The following is a 19,246-nucleotide window of genomic DNA, read 5'->3' on the forward strand; positions in this document are numbered from 1 at the left end:
CGTTAAAGACGAAAAACGGGACCGGCAAGACCGGTCCCGTGTATATGGTTTGATGCCGTAGCGACCGTCAACCTTGGGTTGGGCGGGCCGGTTCGGCCGCGCGGGGCTTACTCCGCGTGCTGGCGGTTGCCGCCCTGATTGGCGCGGGGCGCGCGCGAGGGACGGCGGGCGGGGCGCTTTTTGCCGTCAAAAGCGGGTTTGCCGCCTTTGGGGCCGCCGCGACCGGCGTTCTGGCCCGCGTTCGGACCCGTGCCCGGACCGGTGCGGCCGGCCAGCTCGAAGGGGGCCTCGCCGCCGATGACGGGGATCTTGGCTTTCATCGCGCGTTCGATTGCACGAAGTTCGCCGATCTCGGCAGGGGCGCAGAAAGCGACTGCGCGACCGGTGCGACCGGCGCGGGCCGTCCGGCCGATGCGGTGGACGTAGTTTTCCGGCACGTTCGGGAGGTCGTAGTTATAGACATGGGCCACTTCGGGAATGTCGATCCCGCGTGCCGCCACATCGGTCGCGACCAGAACCTTGGTCTCGCCCGCACGGAACGAGGCGAGGGCACGCTCGCGCTGGCCCTGGCTTTTGTTGCCGTGGATGGCGGCGACCTTGTAGCCCCATTTGTCCAGCAGCGTCGCCAGTTTCTCCGAGCCGTGTTTGGTGCGGCCGAAGACGATGGCCAGCTCGTCGGTGTGTTTGGACATGTATTCGGCAAGCAGCGTCGCCTTGTCGCCCTGATTGACGAAATGGACGCCCTGTTCGATTTTCTCGGCGGCTTTGCCCGGCGGGTTGACGGCAACCTTGACCGGATCTTTCAGATAGCTGTCGGCCAGTTCGGACATCAGCTTCGGCATGGTTGCCGAGAACAGCAGCGTCTGGCGTTTCGCGGGCAGCAGGCGCGCGATGCGGCGGAGCGCATGGATGAAGCCTATGTCGAGCATCTGGTCGGCCTCGTCGAGGACCAGATATTCGGTGGCGCTGAGGTCGATCGCCTGACGCTCGAGCAGATCGATCAGGCGGCCGGGGGTCGCGATCAGTACGTCGACACCGCGCGACATGCGTTCGGTCTGGACGTTGATCGAGGCGCCGCCGACGATGCGGTAGGAACGCACGGGCGTCCCTTCGGCATAGGCGTCTACGTTTTGCGCGATCTGGGTCGCGAGTTCGCGGGTCGGCGCAAGGATCAGCGCGCGGCAGGTGCGCGGATCGGGTTTGCGGCCGTATTTGATCAGGCGGGTGATCATCGGCAGGCCGAAGGCCGCCGTCTTGCCGGTGCCGGTCTGGGCGAGGCCCAGAAGGTCGCGGCCCGCAACGATCGCGGGGATCGCCTCGGCCTGGATCGGGGTCGGGACGGTCAGGCCCATCGCGATGAGGTTGGCGTTGATGCGGCCGTCGATGCCCATTTCGGCAAAGGGGCCCTCGTTGACCGGATCGCGCAGGATGGCGCGGCGGCGCTGCGCGGCTTGCGCATCGTCATAACCATTGGTGCCGTCGGTTTTCGGGCCGCGGTTGAAACGCGGCTTGGAGCCGCCGTTCCCGCCCGGCTTGCCGCCGAATTTCGCACCGGGTTTGCCGCCCGAACGCGGACGGCGGGCTTCGCGGATGTCTTCAGTCATCAAATGTCTTTCGGCCCATGCCACCCGTATCGGAGGCCGGACGTGGGGCGGACCTTGTCCGCGATGCAAAGGAGCGAGCCAGGATACGAAGCTCGCCGGACCCCTGCGTGACATGGGATTCGAAAATGGTGTCGCGCCGTTTGGGCAAAAGGCCCGGCTGCTCACGCGCCAGCTTGCTGCGACTTGGCTCAAATGGTGCGGCAGTGCAGAAAAGTCAAGCAAACTCTTGCTGCAAGGCCGCGATTGCTTTGTGCACCTGCGGAAAATGTGACGCTTTCGGTGCGTCTGCCCGGGATCTCAGGCGCGGTCCGCGCTATCGAGCCAGATCGTGACCGGCCCGTCATTGACCAGCGCCACCTTCATATCCGCGCCGAAGCGGCCGTTTTCGACCGGCAGGCCGAGCTTGCGCAGCTCTTCGCCGAAGGCAAGGTACAGCGCCTCGCCGCGATCGGGGGCGGCGGCGCTGGAAAAGCCCGGGCGGTTGCCGCTGCGGGTATCGGCGGCCAAGGTGAACTGGCTGACGACCAGAACCGTGCCCTCCACGTCGAGGACCGATTTGTTCATCTTGTCGGCCTCGTCGCGGAAAATGCGCAGCTTCGCGACCCGTGCGGCCATTTTCGCGGGGGCCTCGTCGCCGTCGCCCTGCATGGCGCAGATCAGCACAAGAAGGCCGCGCCCGATCTTGCCGGTGGTCTCGCCGTCGACTTTGACCTCGGCCTCGGAGACACGTTGGATCAGGGCGCGCATGGTTCAGCTCCGTTTCAGAAGGGCGTTGAGGCCGATGCCCGCGACCATCGCCGCGACAAAGGTCCAGATCGCTGCGCCGCCAAAGCCGATCGAGGCCAGCGCGGGGCCGGGGCAAAGGCCGGCAATGCCCCAACCCAGACCGAAAAGCGCCGAGCCGGTGATCAGCCGGCGGTCGATATGATGGCCGGCAGGGGCGGGAAAGCTGGTGCCGGCAAGCGGGCGGGCCATGCGGGCCGCCACACGCCAGGCGATGGCCATAGGCAGCATCGCGCCGCCCAGCACAAAGGCGAGCGTGGGGTCCCAATTGCCGAACACATCCAGCCAGCCCTGCACTTTGGCCGGATTGGTCATGCCCGAGACCAAAAGCCCCGCGCCGAAAAGCGCTCCCGCAAGAAGGGCGATCACAAGTCTGGCCATCAGATCATCCACCCCAAAGCGCGGGCGATGACGACGCCCGCGACACCGAAGACGAGATAGGTCATTGTCGCGGCAATCCCGCGCACCGCCAGCCGCGAGATCCCGCAGACCCCGTGTCCCGAGGTGCAGCCGTTCGCCATCCGTGTGCCGAGCCCGACCAGAAAGCCCGCGACCACGAGGCCGAGCGTATTGGCGACGGGCCGCGACGCGGCGCCGAAACCGGCCCAGACCAGAAGCGCGGGGCAAAGCACGACCCCCGCCATGAAGGCCGCGCGCTCGAGCCGGTCGCGGCCCTTGGCGCTGCCGTCGACCAGCCCGCCGAAAATTCCGCTCGCCCCCATGATGCGGCCGTTGCCGAGCAGGTAAAGCGCGGCTGCGCTGCCGATCATCAGCCCACCGATCAGGCCTCTAATCCAATCCGTTTCCATCATCGCGCCTTCCGGCCAAAAGTTAATTCCCCAGCATGATGCCGACGACAACCGCCATCAGGCCGATCACCGAACCCGCCAGAGCGGCAAGGTTGATCGCCATGACGCGGCGCATCGTATCACGCAGGACGTCGTCGGTCTGACCGGCGCGGCGTGCGCGGATCACCGTCAGGATGCACCAAGCCAGAGCCAAAAGCCCCACCACGGTCAGGGCGGTTCCGCCCCAGATCAAAATGTCCCAGATCGTCATCTTTCATCCTCGTTTGGCGCGAATGGCCTAGCGGTGATTGCACCTCGCCGCAAGACCGCCTAATTCCTGACGCAATCACGCAGGAGAGAGACCATGCAAGACGATCAGGGTTACGGCGTCGCCGCGGGCGAGTTGCGCCAGTTCATCGAGCAGTTCGAGCAGCTCGAGGCAGAGAAGAAAGATATTGTCGAACAGCAAAAAGAGCTGATGTCGGAAGCAAAAGCGCGCGGTTATGACACCAAAGTCATGCGCAAAGTCATCGCTTTGCGCAAACGCGACAAGGACGATATCGCCGAAGAAGAGGCGATCCTCGAGATGTACAAAGCCGCGCTCGGCATGGCCTGAGACGGCAACGAAGCATCGGGGCGGCGGATTGTAGTGACGTCGCGTCCCGTCCGCCGCGCTGGTCATCGGGTGGTCATGCGACAGGGCGGAGCGAGCCATCAGGCAGCCGCCGCCCGTGACAAGACAGCCTATGAAAAGAAAGCCCCGCAGGATTGCGGGGCTTTCTTTTTGCGCGCAGGGGCCGCGGGTTTGGCCCCAAAAGGCTTGCGCCGGTCAGGGCGCGATGAACTCCACCCCCGGCAGCGCCGCGATTTCGGCCACGTCGCGGTCGTAATCGTCGGTCATCTCGTCGATAAGCTCTTGCGTCCAGCCCGGCAGATGGACCGGCGCCTCGATCTTCTCGGGCAGAGCATGGATCGCGAGGGCCGCCTCGAAAATCTCGCGGCGGGTGGCGATGGTCATGCGCTCGTGTTTGCTCATCTCGTCGCGGATCATACGGATGCCGTCGGGATGGAGGATGTCGCCCAGAACCTGCAAACCGGCCTTGAGCGGCACATCGCCCGGCATCGCGGCGATGCGGCGGATGACCTCGGGCCAGATCAGCGGGGTGTCCTCGTGGCACCACAGTACCAGACGGTGACGTCCGATTCGCTGCAGGATGCGGCGGATGGCGGGTCCCCAGCGCAGGGTCTCGGGCGGGATGCCGCCCATGATCTGCTCGTAGCTGCGGTCGGGGATATTCTTGACGACATACGGCAGGAGTGTCGCGGGGTTCTTGAGCGCGAGGAAGAATTCGACTTCGGCATCGGCGAAAAGATTGCCGAGCGCCGCCATTTTGTCGCCTGCGGGCGCGATCAGCCCCTCGGGCGAAATCACGCGGGCGGGCAGGCCGATGAAACCGGGCTGGCTGCAGATGACGCGCTGGATGTTGTCGTTGTCCAGAATGGCGTCGAGCATGGTTTCCTGCATCTCGCGGGTCGCGGCACCGCCGCGCAGGCTGTCGAGCGCCTTTTCGAAAATGCCGCGGTGGCGGCTGCGCGGAATGGCCTCGATCCCGTTGCGGGTCAGCCAGTCGCGGTTCTGGAAAAGGGTTTTCAGCACGCCGTCCTGATCGGTGCCATGAACTCCGCAATGAAAGACGATCTGCATACTGGTCCTTGGGCTTTCGGGTCAACGCACGCCACGTTAGCGGCCAATAGCTTATAGGGAAACCACCCCGAGCGGCCAAGCCGCCGCCCGAGCCGGCAACAGGGCCATTATCTTTTGATCATGCGGCAGGAATGCACCGCCTTGGCGCGGCGGGGCAATCGGCCCGCACCCCGAATGCGAATTTGGGGAGACGCGCAGGGCGCGGGCCTTGCCGCGGGGCTGATCCGGTTTCAGCCCTTGTGGCGTTCCAGAAGGGTTTTCGCGACCAGCGCCACCAGCGCGATCAGGGTCAGGGTCGAGGCGGCCGCAAAAGCACCCACTGCATTGAGATCGTTGAACAGCAGCTCGACCTGCAGCGGCAGCGTATTGGTCTGGCCGCGAATGCTGCCCGAGACGACCGAGACGCCGCCGAACTCGCCCACCGCCCGCGCACTGCACAAAACCGCGCCGTAAAGCAGCGCCCAACGGATGTTGGGCAGGGTGATGCGGGTGAAGATCTGCCAGCCGTTTGCGCCAAGGGTGACGGCAGCCTCTTCCTGCTCGGTGCCTTGCGACTGCATCAGCGGCAGGACCTCGCGGGCGACGAAAGGCGCTGTGACGAACATGGTGACCATGACGATCCCCGGAAGGGCGAACATCACCTGCCAGTCATGGGCCTGCAGCCACGGGCCGAGCACACCTTGGCGGCCGTAGAGCAGCAGGTAGCAGATGCCCGCGATGATCGGCGAAATCGAAAAGGGGATTTCGATCAGCGTGACCAGAATGGTGCGGCCGGGAAAGCGGTGCTTGGCGATGGCCCAAGCTGCGGCAATTCCGAAAAGGATGTTCACCGGCACCACGATCAGCGCTGTGATGCAGGTCAGCCAGATCGCATGGAGCGTATCGGGCGACATGATGTTCTTGGCATAGGCCGACCAGCCCTCGGAAAAGGCGCGGGCGAAGATGTAGGTCAGCGGCGCCACGACCATGACGAGGGTCAGCACCACCGCCAGCCCGATCAGCAGGCGCGGCAGCCAGCGCGACTGGCCGGGGGCGCGGCGGACGGTGGGGGCGCCCAGGGGCGCGGCGCTCTTTGCGGTTGCTGAGGATGTCATCTTGCCTCGCGGGAGCGCGCAGCCCAACGCTGCAACAGGTTCGAGAGCACCAGCAGGACCAGCGCGAAGATCAACAGGACCAGCGCGATCGCCGCGGCTCCGGCATAATCGTATTCCTCGAGGCGGATATAGGCGAGGAGCGAGGCGATCTCGGTCTCCATCGGCTTGTTGCCCGCGATAAAGACCACCGCGCCGAATTCTCCCAGACTGCGGGCGAAGGCGATCGTCGCACCGGCGAGGAAGGCGGGCAGGATCGCGGGAAAGACCACGCGGCGAAAGATCGTGAAGGGGCGTGCGCCAAGCGTCATCGCGGCTTGCTCGAGCGCGGGGTCGAGGTCTTCGAGCACCGGCTGGACCGTGCGCACCACAAAGGGGATCGAGGTAAAGGTCATCGCGATGATGATGCCCCAGATCGTATAGACGACCTGAATGCCGAGCGCGTCCAGTACCGGCCCGAACCAGCCGTTGGCCGAGAAAAGCGCGGTCAGGGACAGGCCCGCAACCGCCGTCGGCAGCGCGAAGGGAATATCCATCAGCGCATCCAGCAGGCGCTTGCCGGGGAACTCGTAACGCACCAGCACCCAGGCCATCAACAGGCCATAGGCCGCATTAAAGAGTGTCGAGACCGCTGCGGCCGTCACCGTCACCTTCAGCGCGGACAGCGTGCGCGGAGAGGTGACGATTCGCAAAAACCGCTCGGGCCCGATCTCGGCACCCTTCAGGATCAGCGCCAATACGGGAATAAGGACGATGATCGTGAGATACAGCAACGTCGTGCCGAGGCTGAGTGTCAGCCCCGGCAAAACGCGTTTTGCGCGGATTGGCGCAGTGGTCGCGGTCATTGGTTGACGAAGACCTGATCCAGAATGCCGCCATCCGAGAGATGCTCTTCGCGCACCTTGTCCCAGCCGCCGAAAACCTCGTCGACGGTGACCAGTTTGACCTCGGGCGCATCGGCCGCATGTTTGGCGGCGACGTCCTTGTCGGTCACGCGGTAGTAGTTCTGGGCCAGTGTTTCCTGTGCGGCAGGCGTGTAGAGCCAGTTCAGATAGCCGGTCGACACTTCGGTCGAGCCGTTCTTGTCGGCATTGGCTTTGACGACCGCTACGGGGAAGGCCGAGAAAAGCGACAGCGACGGCGTCACGCGCTCGAAGCCCTGCGCCTCGTATTGCTTGGCGATACCGCCGGTCTCGGCCTCGAAGGTGACGAGAACATCGCCGATCTCACGCTCGGCGAAGGTTTGCGTCGCGGCACGTCCGCCGGTGTCGAAAACCGGAACCTGGCTCAGGATCTTGCGGACGAATTCCTGCGCTTTGGCCTGATCGCCGCCGTTCTGGTCAAGCCCGTAGGCATAGGCTGCCAGATAGGTATAGCGCCCGTTGCCGCTGGTCTTGGGGTTGGGGAAAACCGCCTGCACGTCGTCGCGCGCCAGATCCGACCAATCCTTGATCCCTTTGGGATTGCCCTTGCGCACAAGGAAAGCGGGCAGCGAATAATAGGGCGATGCGCCGTTCGGGAAGGCCTCGCGCCAATTGGCGTCGACCAGACCGCCTTCGACCAGTACGTCGATGTCGGTCTCCTGATTGAAGGTCACCACATCGGCATTCAGCCCTTCGAGGATCGCGCGCGCCTGTTTCGACGAGCCGCCGTGGCTTTGGTCGATGGTCACGTCGCGGCCGGTCTGGGTCTTCCATTCGGCTGCGAATTGCGGGTTCAGCGCTTCGAAAAGCTCGCGGGCGATATCATAGCTGACGTTGAGGATCTTGTCCTGCGCGGCAGCGGGCGAGACGCCCAGCACCAGAGCCAGAGCGGCGGCGCGAAGATAGGGGAATTTCATCGGATGCTCTCCTTGGGGATGCTGGGCACGGCTGATGACGGGTTTGCGGAAGAAGGGTTCGCGGCACTGTCGCGCTCGGCAGGACCGGCAAAGACCGAGCCCGCTTCGGGGCGCAGAAGCACGCGCGCACCGGAGTGGAGGGCGCGGGCTTCGGGGGCGCGGCGGGGCAGGGCGGCCTCGATCTGCTGGCCGCCTTGATCGCCGAGCTGCGCGCGGATGGTCGCGCCCGTGCTGGTGATCTGGTTCACGCGCCACGGACCTGCCGGATCGATGACCGGCGTGATGTCCTCGGGGCGCAGGAACAGCTGCGCGGGACCATCGGGCAACGGACGACGTTCGAGTCGCGAGGCATCAAGCCCTTCCGCCTCGGCGCGGCCCGCGCGCAGGTTGACCGCCAGTTCGACCGTGGCCCCCATGAAGCGCGCCACGAAAGGCGAGGCAGGATGGTCGTGGATCTGGTCGGCGCTGCCGATCTGCTCGATCCGGCCTTGCCCCATGACGACGACGCGGTCGGCCAGCTCGAAGGCCTCCTCCTGGTCATGGGTGACGAAAATCGTGGTCGAGCCGGTTTGCTCGTGCACGCCGCGCAGCCAGATCCGCAGATCGCGGCGGATCGCGGCATCAAGCGCGCCGAAGGGTTCGTCAAGCAGCAAAACCGTGGGCTCGATCGCCAAAGCCCGCCCGAGTGCCACGCGCTGGCGCTGGCCGCCCGAAAGCTGCGCCGGATAGCGGTCGCCGAGATGCGCGATCTGGAGAAACTCCAAAAGCTCGTTCGCTTTGGCCGCAATCAGATCGCGTCCCGGCCGCTGGGCGCGCGGACGCACCGTCAGCCCGAAGGCGATATTGTCGCGCACGCTCATATGCGGAAAGAGGGCGTAATGCTGGAACACAAAGCCGATGCGGCGGTCCTGTGCCGCCAGATCGAGCCAGTTCTGCCCGTCGACCTGCAAGGCGCCGCTATCGGGCCATTCGAGCCCCGCGATGATCTTGAGCAACGTCGTCTTTCCAGAACCCGAAGGCCCGAGCAGCGCGACCAGCTCGCCCTTCTCGATGGAAAGGTCGATGCCTCGCAGCACTTCGGTCTGACCGAAGCCTTTGCGCATTCCGGCAATCGTGATGGTCATGGCTCGGCCCCGTCATTTCTTAATCACGTTTGATAAGGACGGGATTTGGCAACCGCAAGGAACGGACAGGTGCTGATTGCGCGGATTTGCAAAACGTTTTCCCTGTCAGGTCGGGTATCGGCTCAACTTCCGGATCGAAATTCCGCTTTTCGTGGAAACTTGCCGCGCTCGGAATGCGGAAATGAACAAGGATGTTCTTTTTTCAATCGGAGCGGGATCAAGGGCGGAATTGGGGCGGAGATCCGGCTCGCAGAGGCGGGCGGAACCGGATGCAGTGAATCGGCGGGGCGTTTGAGGCGTCAGACGAAAAGTCGGATCGGGATTATGACGCCGATCAATTCAAAGCGGCATCGAAGGACAAAGATCCGCGTTCCCAGCCGGAAATTGCGCGGCCAGCAATGAGACACGACAAGAGGCGCTACAAGCGCGGCAACCGCATCGGGTACATGTCTGCCTTTCCAGGGCATGTCACCCTCGTTGCTCTCCTGGCATGGAAATGATAGCTCCCAAGCCGGTCAAATGGTGCAATGGTAGCTAGCTTTACGTCAAATCCTGCTCAGGAGACGGTGGGTTGCCCGGTTTTCACCATTTCGAGACAAAGGGCCCGTTGTTGTGATGGCCTGTTTCTCAAGCCCGCCACATCCGAAATCCGGCAACGACATCCTCCGCTCCAAAGCCGCTGCCGGATAAAGCAGGAAGCAAGCCATGACCTGCCCCATATGACCTGTTTCGCATGATCCAAAGGCGGGCGAGGTCTCGGTGGGAAAGTCGCGTCGCGTCTCGACCGAAATGTGCAATTTTCAAGAGAAGAGAATTTCTGCATGATTTATGACAGCCGCCGAGCCATCAGCTCCTTTCTTTTCAAGCAGGATGAAGCGGAACCGGTCGATCTGGCTTTTGTCTTTTGCAGTCCGACCATCAGCAGCCTCACACCGGCGGTTGGGCTTTACGCGTCGGGCATGGCGCCGAAGGTGCTGATCACGGGGGCGGGCATCACCGCCGACGGATTGGTCGAGTGGTCGTTCTATCGCGACCACGCGCTCGCATCGGGCGTGGCTCAAAGCGATCTCCTGCTGGAGAAAACTGCCCGCAATACGGCAGAAAACGCGGCCTACGGGGCTGCGCTGGTCGAAAGCGAACTGGGCTGGAACAGCGTCCGCAAGATCGCTGTTTGCTGCAAGCCCTTTCACATGCGGCGAGCCATCATGACCTTGCGGCGCTACATCCCCGAGGATGTCCGCATCATCGCCCAGCCCCCCTCTGACCCCCGCGATCTGTCCGCCGAGACCTGGTGGCAGACGGAGCACGGCCGCAACCGCGTGCTCGCCGAGTTGGGGAAGATTGCTGAATATGCGCTCAAGGGTGACTTGGGTGACATCTGAATTGCCCAAACTGCATTTGATCGGTGTCGGCGGATCCGGCATGTTCCCTCTGGCTCTGTTGTTGCGTCAGGCGGGCTATGAGGTCTCGGGGAGCGACAGCAACTGCAGCAAGGAGCGCCTTGATCTCCTGCTGGCGAACGGTATTCGCGTTCAGGCTGCAGCGATGCGCGATGTGGACGGCGTCATTGTGAGCCCCGCCATTCCCGAATCCCATGCCGAGCTGCGTGCGGCCCGACGCGACAGCATACCCGTGCAAACGCGAGCTCGGGCGCTTGCCGAACTGATCGCACAGCGACCCTCGATCTGCGTTGCCGGCAGCCACGGAAAATCGACAACCACGGCAATGCTTGTTCATATTCTCGATTATGCGGGGCCGAGCGATTGCGGCCATATGCTGGGCGCATCGTTTGCATGCGGCACGCTTCCCCCCGCGCGCCTCGGCAAAGCGGAAGCACCCGTCGTGATCGAAGCCTGTGAAGCCCACGGCGCGCTTGCCTGCTGGCAACCTGCCCATGCCATTGTGACCAATGTCGATGACGATCACGCCAACCACTACGGCGGCACGGACGGGTTGACAGCGGCCTTCGGGTCTTTTCTCTCGAGAGTGCCTGTCGGGGGGGCGGTTGTCGCCTGTGGCGACGATGCGGGCGTCGCGGACCTGTTGAGAAGAACGCGAAATGCCGCCCTGACCTATGGTTTCGGTGAAGGAAACCTTCTCAGGGCGACCGAGGTGGGACCGAAGCGGATCGCACTCACTTTGCGCGGGGCGGAGCTGGGGACGCTGACCCTCTCCATCCCCGGCCGCCACAATCTGCTCAATGCAATGGGGGCGCTTGGGATGGCGCTCTCGCTCGGTGTGGGCTTTGAAACCGCAGCCGCTGCGCTCGCCGGATTCCGAGGGATCGCGCGGCGTCTGCAGCGGGTACCGGCCAAGCAGTCCCTGCGAGTTTTCGACGATTTCGCGCATCATCCGTCCGAAGTTGCCGCGTCGATCGCGGTTCTTCGTGAGGGCGCTGCAGGGCGGCTGATCGCGGTCTTCGAGCCGCAATTGCACAGTCGGGTCTCGCGGATGGCGTTGCGCTTTGCCGAGGCGCTGTCGGCGGCGGAGCTGAGTTTCATCTTGCCGGTGGCGGCGCATGGCGAGAGCGCGCGGGGTCAGGACGGCGACGCCGCACTGAAAGCCGCCGCGCGGTCCCTCGCGCTTTCTGCCGTCTCGGTTTCGGGCCGAGCCGAACTGCTCGTCCGCTTGCAGGACAATCTGCGGCCGGATGATACGATTGTCGTCATGGCGGGGGGCAGCGGGGACGGTCTGGCCGGTTGGCTGGGCGAAAACCTGATACCTGCGTCCCCGTCTACCTCATGCGTTCTGGTCGGAGAGACGACCCCTGTCGCTCGCGATCTCATCGGGATCGTGGCGGGACACGCGGCCCGCAATCCCGCTGCACCGGCCTTGGAAATGGGGCATCGCAGGTTGAGCTACGGCGAGCTGGCACGCCGCGTCCGTGACCTCGCCGCCGCACTCGGGGCGGCCGGAGTGGGCGCGGGCGACAATGTGGGTGTCTGCATCGGCCGAAGCGTGGACCGTGTTTCTTCGTTCCTGGCGATCCTGCAAATGGGCGCGGTCTTCGTGCCGCTTGATCCGGCCCTGCCGGAAGAGCGGTTGCGTCATGTTCTGAACAGCACGGACATGCGGCTTGTGATCGTGAATGCGGCAAGTCCGGCATTGCCGGACATGGAGCTGGATTTTGTGGTTTTGGACCGTCTGCCCGAGGTCGCGGGCCTGCCGGAATTCGACTGGCAGCCCGATGACTGCGCCGGTGATGCCCCAGCCTATATCATCTTCACCTCGGGGACGAGCGGCCAGCCCAAAGGCGTGGTCCTCTCGCGCGCAGCGCTGGCCAATTACGCCGTTGCCGCCGCCCGTCATTTCGAGCTCGGCGCCAGCGCGAGGGTCTCGCAGCTAAACGGTTTCGGATTCGACGTCTCGGTCGGCGATATGGCCATGGCTCTCGCTGCAGGTGCCTGTCTCGTCTTTCCTACGGATGTTCAGGGGCTTCCGGGTCCGGCGGTCGGGCGCTTCATTGATCAGGCACGCCTGACGCACTTGTCGCTCACCCCCTCGGCGCTGACGATCATCCCGCAGGCAGATCATCCCGAGCTGACGCATATTATCGTGGCCGGAGAGGCCTGTCGCCCCGCTCTGGTCGAGCAATGGGGACGGGGGCGCACCTTCATCAATGCCTACGGGCCGACTGAAGCCACGATCGAGGCGCTTTTTACCCGATGCGAGCCCGGCCATCCCGTCACGATCGGGAGGCCCGTCGACAATATGGGCGCCTGCCTGCTGACGCAGGACCTGCAACCTGTCGCTCGGGGAGAGGAGGGCGAGCTTTGCCTTTTCGGACGGGGTCTGGCGCTAGGCTATCTCGATCAGCCGGAGCTGACCGCGCGGCAATTCCCGACGGTCGACATTCCGGGCCAAGGATCCATGCGGATCTACCGCACAGGCGACCGCGCCAAGGCCACCGCAGAGGGTAGGTTCATCTGCCTCGGGCGGATCGATGATCAAGTGAAGATCAACGGCCACCGCATCGAACCGGCAGAAATCGAGGCGGTGCTCTGCGATCAGCCCGATGTGGTTGACGCGTCAGTGTCGCTGCTCGCGGCAGAATCCATGCCCGACCGGCTGATTGCCCATGTGGTGATGCGGCGCGGGACCGGCACGTTCGATCCGCTGGCGCTGCGTGAAAGCCTCTCGAAGCGATTGCCCGCCTTTATGATCCCGTCCGCGTTCCTGCCGGTTCCGGAGCTGCCGCTCAATGCCAATGGCAAGCGGAACCGCAGCGCCTTGCCGCTGCCCCCATTTCTGACGGAGCCGCCCGTAGCCCGCACGGTCGGCACAGCGACCGAAGCGCGGCTCATGGCGCTGATCGATGCCAATGTGGGCCAGCACAGGCTCGCGGGCGTCCGCGACAGCTTCGATCGGGCAGGGATCGACTCCCTTTCCATGGCGGCCCTTCTGTTTGCGGTCGAGGACGCGTTCGATGTCAGACTCGATATAGATTTCGAGCCGGGCCGCGACACTGTCGAGATCCTTGCGTTGATGGTGGAGGCGCGCCTGAACGCACCGTCCCGCGCGGTGCCTGACGATCTGGACGTTCCGGAAGATGGTCTCGCCGACAAGCTGGCACCCTATCTTGCGACTTGGCCTGGCGAACACCTCGGACGAAAAGGGCTGGTCCGCAGCCTTGCCCCCCAAAAGCTTGGCCCGAAACTCTTTTGGTGTTTCCAGACAGGTAGCGAGTTTGCCCAGTTGAGCACAGCCCTGCAGGAAGCGGCGACGCTGTTTGGTCTGCGCTCTGGACATCTCGCGGTCGAATACAACGACGAAACGCTCTCGGCGCTCGGCCGTCTTTATGCCGACGAAATCGAGACGGTCGCGCCGTCAGGTGCGCTCTCTATCGGCGGAAACTGCCAAGGGGGGATCGTGATGAGGGCGGCCGGGCTGGAGCTGATGCGGCGCGGCCGTGAAGTCGCACTGACCATCTTGATGGAGCAGGGCCGCTTCCTGCTCTATCCCGGGGAAACGCTGCTCCTGTTCGGGGCGGGCAGCTACCTCAACCCCTACGGCCAGATCGACGCGCCCGAGCAACTCTTCCGCGCAGCCTATTCCGGCGGCCACAAGGTCGAGATCATCCCCGGGACGCATGGAAGCTATTTCACGCCCGAAAACGTCGGAGCGCTCGCCGAGACCATCCTGCGCCATATGACCCGTGTCCGCTGCGCACAAAAGAACCCTCCCGCAGCTGTCCGGCCCGCCGAGCGTCCGGTTTGCAAAGCGGAAATGTGATCGTGGGATCCCGAACGAGGCGCGCGATGAAGGGGCTTCGTGCCGCCCTGTCCCAAGCGGCTGCCGATCCGCCTGCCGCGTTTCGGCGCTTCCGGCGGATCTTTCGTGCGGGCTTGGGGATGGCACGCGGAATGCTTGTGTATCATGCCGCATGGGTGGGGATGGGCCGCTCGCGCAGCGACCTCGCCGCCGCGGTCTCGGATTTGCTGATGATCGGGTTTTACGGCGCGAACGAGCGGGCCCCCTCGGCACGGCTGCTCGCCCGACAGGTGCAGCGCGGCGAAGTCGGAGGCGTCTTTTTCGTCACCCAGAACATTGGCACGCTGCAAGAGGTGACGGGCCTTCTGCGCCTGTTCCGCGCGGGCGAACATCAACCGATGATCGCGATTGATCAAGAAGGCGGCATTGTCCAGCGGCTGAAGGAAGCCCACGGGATGACTCCGCTGCCGGCTGCAAAAGTGGTTGCCGCGACCATGTCGCCCGTGCAGGCGCGGGAAATCTACGCGACCGCCGGACAAGAGCTCGCGGCCTTGGGGTTCAATACCAATTTCGGTCCCGTGCTTGATATCGACATGCCGCAAAGTCCCGCAATCGGTCGTGCCAAACGGTCATTCGGATCCGATCCCGTTCTGATCGTTCCCTATGCGGAGGCCTTCGTGGAGGGGTTCTCGGGAGCGGGTATCCTGTGTGTCGCCAAGCATTTTCCGGGCCACGGCAGTGCGATGGGAGACAGCCACCACGGCGTTGCCGATATTTCGGAGAGCTGGAACGAGGCGGAACTGCAGCCTTTTCGCCGTCTTTTCGTCTCGGCACAGGCTCCCGCCATGGTGATGATGGGCCATCTGCGGCTTGACGCCATCGCTTCCGACGGGCTGCCCGCCACAATTTCCTCCTCCATTGTGACAGGGCTGCTGCGGGAAAAGATGGGTTTTCGAGGCGTTATCATGACGGATGACATTGATATGGAAGCGATAAGCCATCTCATGAACCGCAGGCAGGCTGTCATCGCATCGCTGGTCGCAGGCAATGATCTGATCATGATCAAGAACCTTTTCGGCTATGATCCGCTGCTGCCGTCGCGCGTGGTCGGCTGGGTCCGCGATGCCATCTCTCGGGGCGTTCTGACCGAGGAGCGGATCATGGCCTCTGCCGAGCGCGTCCGCGCGGTCCGGCACAGGGCGCAGCGGGAAACGTTCCATCGGGCGGGCGCTCGCCCTTCACAGCCTCCAGCACCACGCGCGCCGTGAAGCCCGCGTCATGGTTACGGCGTTTCCGCAGTCCTGATCCCTTCGCCCTTGGAGACGGGAAGACGTCAGATCGTAGCTTTCGTCGCTGTCCGATTTCCGGGGAGTAGCTCACCTGAAAAGCCCGCCATCAGCTGGTCGGACGTTGCGGGCCGCGGATGGCGCACTGGGTGGATCGCTCAGCACCTGCGAGGTGATGCCGAAATGCAGTGCTGACCCGGCGTAGGCATTCCCTGCGAATCCGGTGTGAAGTCCGCGCAAAACCTGATATGCTGGGGTGGAGGCCGGAATGGCCTGACGGCTTGGTTTGGGACCGCCGTCCGACCGGTCAACGTCTGACTTAGCTCCGCGCCTCCTCGAGATGGAGGGTAAAGCAATGTCCACCGAAATTATTGGCAACCCGATCACTTGGGCCGCACGGCGGGTTATTGGCGCAGGTCATGGCCTTGAGGCTGCTGTCGACGGGATCGGCGGTCGGGAGGTTGCGCAGCCGGTCGTCAACACGATTGGAGCGCGAGAGGTTGGAGCGGCTCTGAGCAAGGGCGTCAGGGATCTGGCGGCATACCGATCCGACGTCATCGTCTTGGTGCTGCTCTATCCGGTGATCGGATTTGCACTGGTCGTCTGGGCGCTCAAGGCGGGGCAGCTGCATCTTTTGCTTCCGCTGGCGGCCGGTTTTCCCCTTGTGGGGCCTGTGGCGGCGACCGGGCTTTACGAGATGAGCAAGCGGCGCGAGCAAGGTCTGGAGCCCAGTTGGGGCGTCGCGATGGACGCCTTGCGCGCGGGCGTCTTTGGTCCGGTGCTCACGCTCGGGGCTCTGCTCGTCGGGGTCTTCCTGCTATGGCTCTATGCCGCCCATTCCATCTGGCTCGCCACGCTCGGGCCTGTGCCTTACGACAGCATCTCTGCTTTGCTGCGCGACAGCTTCACGACCGAGGCAGGGTGGGAGATGATTGCGGCGGGCGTCGGTGTAGGCGCCATATTCGCCGCGGTTGTGCTTTGTCTGAGCGTCGTGTCTTTCCCCATGTTGGTCGATCGTCGGGCCGGCATCCCCTTGGCCGTCGCAACATCGCTGGCCGTTGTTCGCCGCAACCCCGCGACCATTGCCCTATGGGGATTGATTGTCGCGGTCTTGCTGGCGCTGGGGTCGATTCCGCTTTTTGTCGGGCTGATCTTCGTCCTGCCGGTCCTTGGCCACGCGACATGGCATCTCTACCGTGCCGCTGTGACATGGCCTTAAATGGCAAGCGGATGAGCGCTAGAGCGCGCGGGCACCTTTGCAGCTGTATTCGTTCGCATAAGACCGCGCCCCGCATTCGCCGTTCGTGCACCATTGGCGCACGCCGCCTTGGTACAGCGCCCCTGTGGCGCGATCGAAAAGCAGCGATGTTCCGCTAAAGCCGTCATGCCACAGGCTCAGCAGATGGTTGTCAGAGGATTCGGTTATGGGGCGGCTCTCATCGCCTTCGAGGCCCATCGTGCCGCGTTCAAGATCCACAATCAGCTTGCTGGCCGACGGCTGACCGCGAGCGGGCGTACAGTCAAATGTGGTTGGCGCAGCTGCGGCGGCCACCGATGAGGCCACGAGGAAAGCAACGCTCGGAAGAACTGCCTTCATGGTCAAACACCTCGAAGATTGCCGCATCATGAAACGCCTCGGCTGCGGATAAATCAATCCCGAACGTCCGGCGGTCCGCGATGTCCGGCTTTTACGATCTGCGCTTTCCGGCGGAAGGAGGCATGGCAGGCGCAGGCAGAGCGGGCCTTTTCGCAACCCTCAATGAAAACTCGCCCGAAAGGACGTCGCGGTCAGTGAGACATGCGCGTCCAGCGGCGGGTGCAGCTCGAACGCCTTGGCTCTCCGTCGGGATTGAGACAGGCCGGAACCAGCGAAGTACGGTCGCCTCGCGATCTCTTCAATTTACTGAAATATATGGAGATTATGCATCCGTCTCGCCCAGAGCGAGGGGCGGGTGGAAAGAGACGTTGGGCGTTCGGAGACCGATCTCGCGCAGTCGGCCGTCTCCGAAGGGCGGATGGTCTCTGCAAACCACTTTTGCACATAAAAGCGGCCCCGCGAGGGACCCGTTTTCGGGTTTGCATTGTGCAAGTGGCGGAGGGAGTGCCCTTCCAACTGGACCGTCTCCTGTGACCCTTGAGGATGCTCCGGCAGGATTACGAGTCTTACGGACTTCTAGGGAACATTTCGCAATTTAACGCCGGTTCACGGGGCAATTCGCCGCTGTTCCCAATGTCCGAGGGACGCAGCCCGCAACGCGCAGAGCCCCGCAACACACTGACTTGAATACGTTTTATTTCTACGCATTCGTAGTCGCGCGACCACGGTGGTCGTTCGAAAGGAAACGAAAATGCGAGAAGTATGCCTTAGTCAGATCGATCTGGCTGCCCGATGGAGAATTAGCCCGAGGACACTCGAGAGGTGGCGGTGGTGCGGCGAAGGACCGAGCTTCATGAAGCTCGGTGGGCGCGTGATCTACCGCCTCGAAGATGTGCTGGCGTTCGAAAATCAAGAGTTACGCGACTTGGAGGAGATAAAGGCCCAGCGCTGAACAGGCGCGGGCATCGTCAGCAAAACCCGAGCTATGGCTGAAAATGGGTGATGGTGCCTGAGAAGGCGGCGTATCGTGGCGGGTGTCCAAGCCTGCCAGAACTTCCACAAGGAACGATACGCCTATGTCAGAAGATACCACGATCACCCCGCTCCGCCAGCCCGGAACGATCCTCGACCCGTTGACGGAAATTGCCCGTGAAGGCGCGCGTCAGATGCTGGCGGCTGCGCTGAAGGCGGAGGCGGCCAACTTCGTCGCGCAGTTTGCCGACGAGCTTCTGCCCGATGGCCGACAGCGTATCGTCCGGCATGGTACGGGCCCCGAGCGCGAGATCCAGACCGGGATCGGACCTGTCCCCGTGCAGCGCCAGAAGGTCCGCGACAGGGCGGAAGGTGTTGCTGACGAGAAGAAGATCCGCTTCACCTCGAGCATTCTGCCACGATGGGCGCGGCGGTCACGCAGTCTCGATGCGTTGCTCCCGGTGCTCTATCTGCGCGGCATTTCCACTGGAGATTTTCAGGAGGCGCTGAGCGCGTTGCTCGGGACGGATGCGCCAAACCTGTCGCCAGGCGTCATCACGCGGCTCACGACGGGCTGGCAAAAAGACTACGACCGCTGGCAACGCCGCGATCTCTCTGCCCGGCGCTACGTCTACATCTCCCAACTTCGACAGATAAAACGCTAAGCGCATGTTTTCATTGTTCTCGAATGAGCGATTTTGCCACAACACGGCAAGCGATCAGGGGCGCTTCACGTCCAGGGCGTCGAAGAGGTTCAACTGTTCCGGCTGCGGATTGGAGATCCCGGAGAAGGTTTGAGGGCCGATATGGGTGGTATGCTTCTGAATGCGCGCCAGCAGCTCGTGGGCGATCTTCGGGCTGGTACTGCTGCCCTTCGCCTTCAGACGCATGCGCATGACGCGATAGAGCACCAGGGCAAGGAAGCAGATGAGGGCGTGCGCCCGGATGCGGTCGGGCAGGCGATGGTGCACGGGCGCGATCTCGATGTCGGATTTGAGCACGCGGAAGCCGCGCTCGATATCCGCCAGGGCCTTGTAGCGGCGCACGGCCTCTGCCGGGGTCAGGTCCGGCGCATTGGTCAGCAGCGCGAGCTTTCCGTCGAACAGTTCGGCCGCGGCGATGGCCTCCTCGTCCAGCGCCCAGCTGAAGCGCTCGGCGGTGTTGATCAGCCCCACTTGAGTGGTCCGTTTTAAAAGTTAGTGCATGACCGGCCTTTGGTCCATCGGGATGGTGGTTTCTGGAGCC

16 protein-coding genes and 3 pseudogenes are annotated in these 19,246 nt (G+C 63.6%); 6 read left to right on the plus strand and 13 right to left on the minus strand.

Features of this window, described 5'->3' with window-relative positions; genetic code table 11:
* Positions 1-107: 107 nt before the first annotated feature.
* The 5 genes from ACFFUC_RS19915 to ACFFUC_RS19935 all read right to left on the minus strand — a co-directional run bounded on the left by ACFFUC_RS19915 (position 108) and on the right by ACFFUC_RS19935 (position 3,446).
* Positions 108-1,604, minus strand: coding sequence for a DEAD/DEAH box helicase (locus tag ACFFUC_RS19915; protein WP_377688668.1), 1,497 nt, complete (start codon positions 1,602-1,604; stop codon positions 108-110).
* 297 nt (positions 1,605-1,901) lie between these two features.
* A complete protein-coding gene (gene dtd, locus ACFFUC_RS19920; protein ID WP_377688669.1) occupies positions 1,902-2,351 on the minus strand; it encodes a D-aminoacyl-tRNA deacylase in 450 nt (149 codons plus the stop codon).
* Between the two features lie 3 nt (positions 2,352-2,354).
* Complete coding sequence (locus ACFFUC_RS19925; protein ID WP_377688670.1) at positions 2,355-2,768, minus strand: DUF6691 family protein; 414 nt, start codon at positions 2,766-2,768, stop codon at positions 2,355-2,357.
* A complete protein-coding gene (locus ACFFUC_RS19930) occupies positions 2,768-3,196 on the minus strand; it encodes a YeeE/YedE family protein (RefSeq protein WP_377688671.1) in 429 nt (142 codons plus the stop codon). Before ACFFUC_RS19930 ends, ACFFUC_RS19925 begins: the two co-directional genes overlap by 1 nt.
* A 22-nt stretch (positions 3,197-3,218) precedes the next feature.
* On the minus strand, positions 3,219-3,446 hold the full coding sequence (locus ACFFUC_RS19935) for a hypothetical protein (protein WP_377688672.1): 228 nt from the start codon (positions 3,444-3,446) through the stop codon (positions 3,219-3,221).
* A 93-nt stretch (positions 3,447-3,539) separates the two neighbouring features.
* On the opposite strand from ACFFUC_RS19935, the gene ACFFUC_RS19940 reads away from it, so the two are divergent.
* On the plus strand, positions 3,540-3,791 hold the full coding sequence (locus tag ACFFUC_RS19940) for a DUF2312 domain-containing protein (protein WP_377688673.1): 252 nt from the start codon (positions 3,540-3,542) through the stop codon (positions 3,789-3,791).
* A 213-nt stretch (positions 3,792-4,004) separates the two neighbouring features.
* On the opposite strand, the gene ACFFUC_RS19945 is transcribed toward ACFFUC_RS19940, so the two are convergent.
* From ACFFUC_RS19945 to ACFFUC_RS19965, 5 genes are all read right to left on the minus strand, one after another.
* Positions 4,005-4,880 (minus strand): hypothetical protein, encoded by an 876-nt coding sequence (locus ACFFUC_RS19945; RefSeq protein WP_377688674.1) that lies wholly within the window; start codon positions 4,878-4,880, stop codon positions 4,005-4,007.
* Positions 4,881-5,110: 230 nt separating this feature from the next.
* Positions 5,111-5,974: a sulfate ABC transporter permease subunit CysW gene (gene cysW, locus ACFFUC_RS19950; RefSeq protein ID WP_377688675.1), complete on the minus strand. Its 864-nt coding sequence runs from the start codon at positions 5,972-5,974 to the stop codon at positions 5,111-5,113.
* Positions 5,971-6,816 (minus strand): sulfate ABC transporter permease subunit CysT, encoded by an 846-nt coding sequence (cysT, locus tag ACFFUC_RS19955; RefSeq protein WP_377688676.1) that lies wholly within the window; start codon positions 6,814-6,816, stop codon positions 5,971-5,973. Before cysT ends, cysW begins: the two co-directional genes overlap by 4 nt.
* Positions 6,813-7,811, minus strand: coding sequence for a sulfate ABC transporter substrate-binding protein (locus ACFFUC_RS19960; protein ID WP_377688677.1), 999 nt, complete (start codon positions 7,809-7,811; stop codon positions 6,813-6,815). Before ACFFUC_RS19960 ends, cysT begins: the two co-directional genes overlap by 4 nt.
* Positions 7,808-8,935: a sulfate/molybdate ABC transporter ATP-binding protein gene (locus tag ACFFUC_RS19965; protein WP_377688678.1), complete on the minus strand. Its 1,128-nt coding sequence runs from the start codon at positions 8,933-8,935 to the stop codon at positions 7,808-7,810. The genes ACFFUC_RS19960 and ACFFUC_RS19965 overlap by 4 nt, the downstream gene beginning before the upstream one ends.
* An 821-nt stretch (positions 8,936-9,756) precedes the next feature.
* On the opposite strand from ACFFUC_RS19965, the gene ACFFUC_RS19970 reads away from it, so the two are divergent.
* From ACFFUC_RS19970 to ACFFUC_RS19985, 4 genes are all read left to right on the plus strand, one after another.
* Positions 9,757-10,317, plus strand: a complete 561-nt coding sequence (locus ACFFUC_RS19970) for a YdcF family protein (protein ID WP_377688679.1) — start codon at positions 9,757-9,759, stop codon at positions 10,315-10,317.
* Positions 10,286-14,167 carry an amino acid adenylation domain-containing protein gene (locus ACFFUC_RS19975; protein WP_377688680.1) on the plus strand — a complete coding sequence of 1,294 codons (3,882 nt, stop codon included), beginning with the start codon at positions 10,286-10,288 and terminating at the stop codon, positions 14,165-14,167. Before ACFFUC_RS19970 ends, ACFFUC_RS19975 begins: the two co-directional genes overlap by 32 nt.
* Before the next feature lie 209 nt (positions 14,168-14,376).
* Positions 14,377-15,414, plus strand: coding sequence for a glycoside hydrolase family 3 protein (locus ACFFUC_RS19980; protein WP_377688696.1), 1,038 nt, complete (start codon positions 14,377-14,379; stop codon positions 15,412-15,414).
* A 373-nt stretch (positions 15,415-15,787) separates the two neighbouring features.
* Positions 15,788-16,651: a DUF2189 domain-containing protein gene (locus tag ACFFUC_RS19985; protein WP_377688681.1), complete on the plus strand. Its 864-nt coding sequence runs from the start codon at positions 15,788-15,790 to the stop codon at positions 16,649-16,651.
* An 18-nt stretch (positions 16,652-16,669) separates the two neighbouring features.
* Here the strand turns inward: ACFFUC_RS19985 and ACFFUC_RS19990 are convergent, their stop codons facing one another.
* Together ACFFUC_RS19990 and ACFFUC_RS20030 are read right to left on the minus strand one after the other, a co-directional pair.
* Positions 16,670-17,029, minus strand: a complete 360-nt coding sequence (locus ACFFUC_RS19990; protein WP_377688682.1) for a hypothetical protein — start codon at positions 17,027-17,029, stop codon at positions 16,670-16,672.
* A 159-nt stretch (positions 17,030-17,188) separates the two neighbouring features.
* Positions 17,189-17,275, minus strand: a pseudogene (locus tag ACFFUC_RS20030) (protein NO VEIN domain-containing protein); the annotation flags it as partial.
* An 830-nt stretch (positions 17,276-18,105) separates the two neighbouring features.
* On the opposite strand from ACFFUC_RS20030, the pseudogene ACFFUC_RS20000 reads away from it, so the two are divergent.
* Positions 18,106-18,639 (plus strand): annotated as a pseudogene (locus ACFFUC_RS20000) (transposase); the annotation flags it as partial.
* Between the two features lie 81 nt (positions 18,640-18,720).
* Here ACFFUC_RS20000 and ACFFUC_RS20005 read toward each other — a convergent pair.
* Positions 18,721-19,128: pseudogene (locus ACFFUC_RS20005) on the minus strand (IS1634 family transposase); the annotation flags it as partial.
* Between the last annotated feature and the right edge of the window lie 118 nt (positions 19,129-19,246).

The sequence above is a fragment of the Paracoccus cavernae genome (assembly GCF_042430175.1).
Lineage (GTDB): Bacteria > Pseudomonadota > Alphaproteobacteria > Rhodobacterales > Rhodobacteraceae > Paracoccus > Paracoccus cavernae.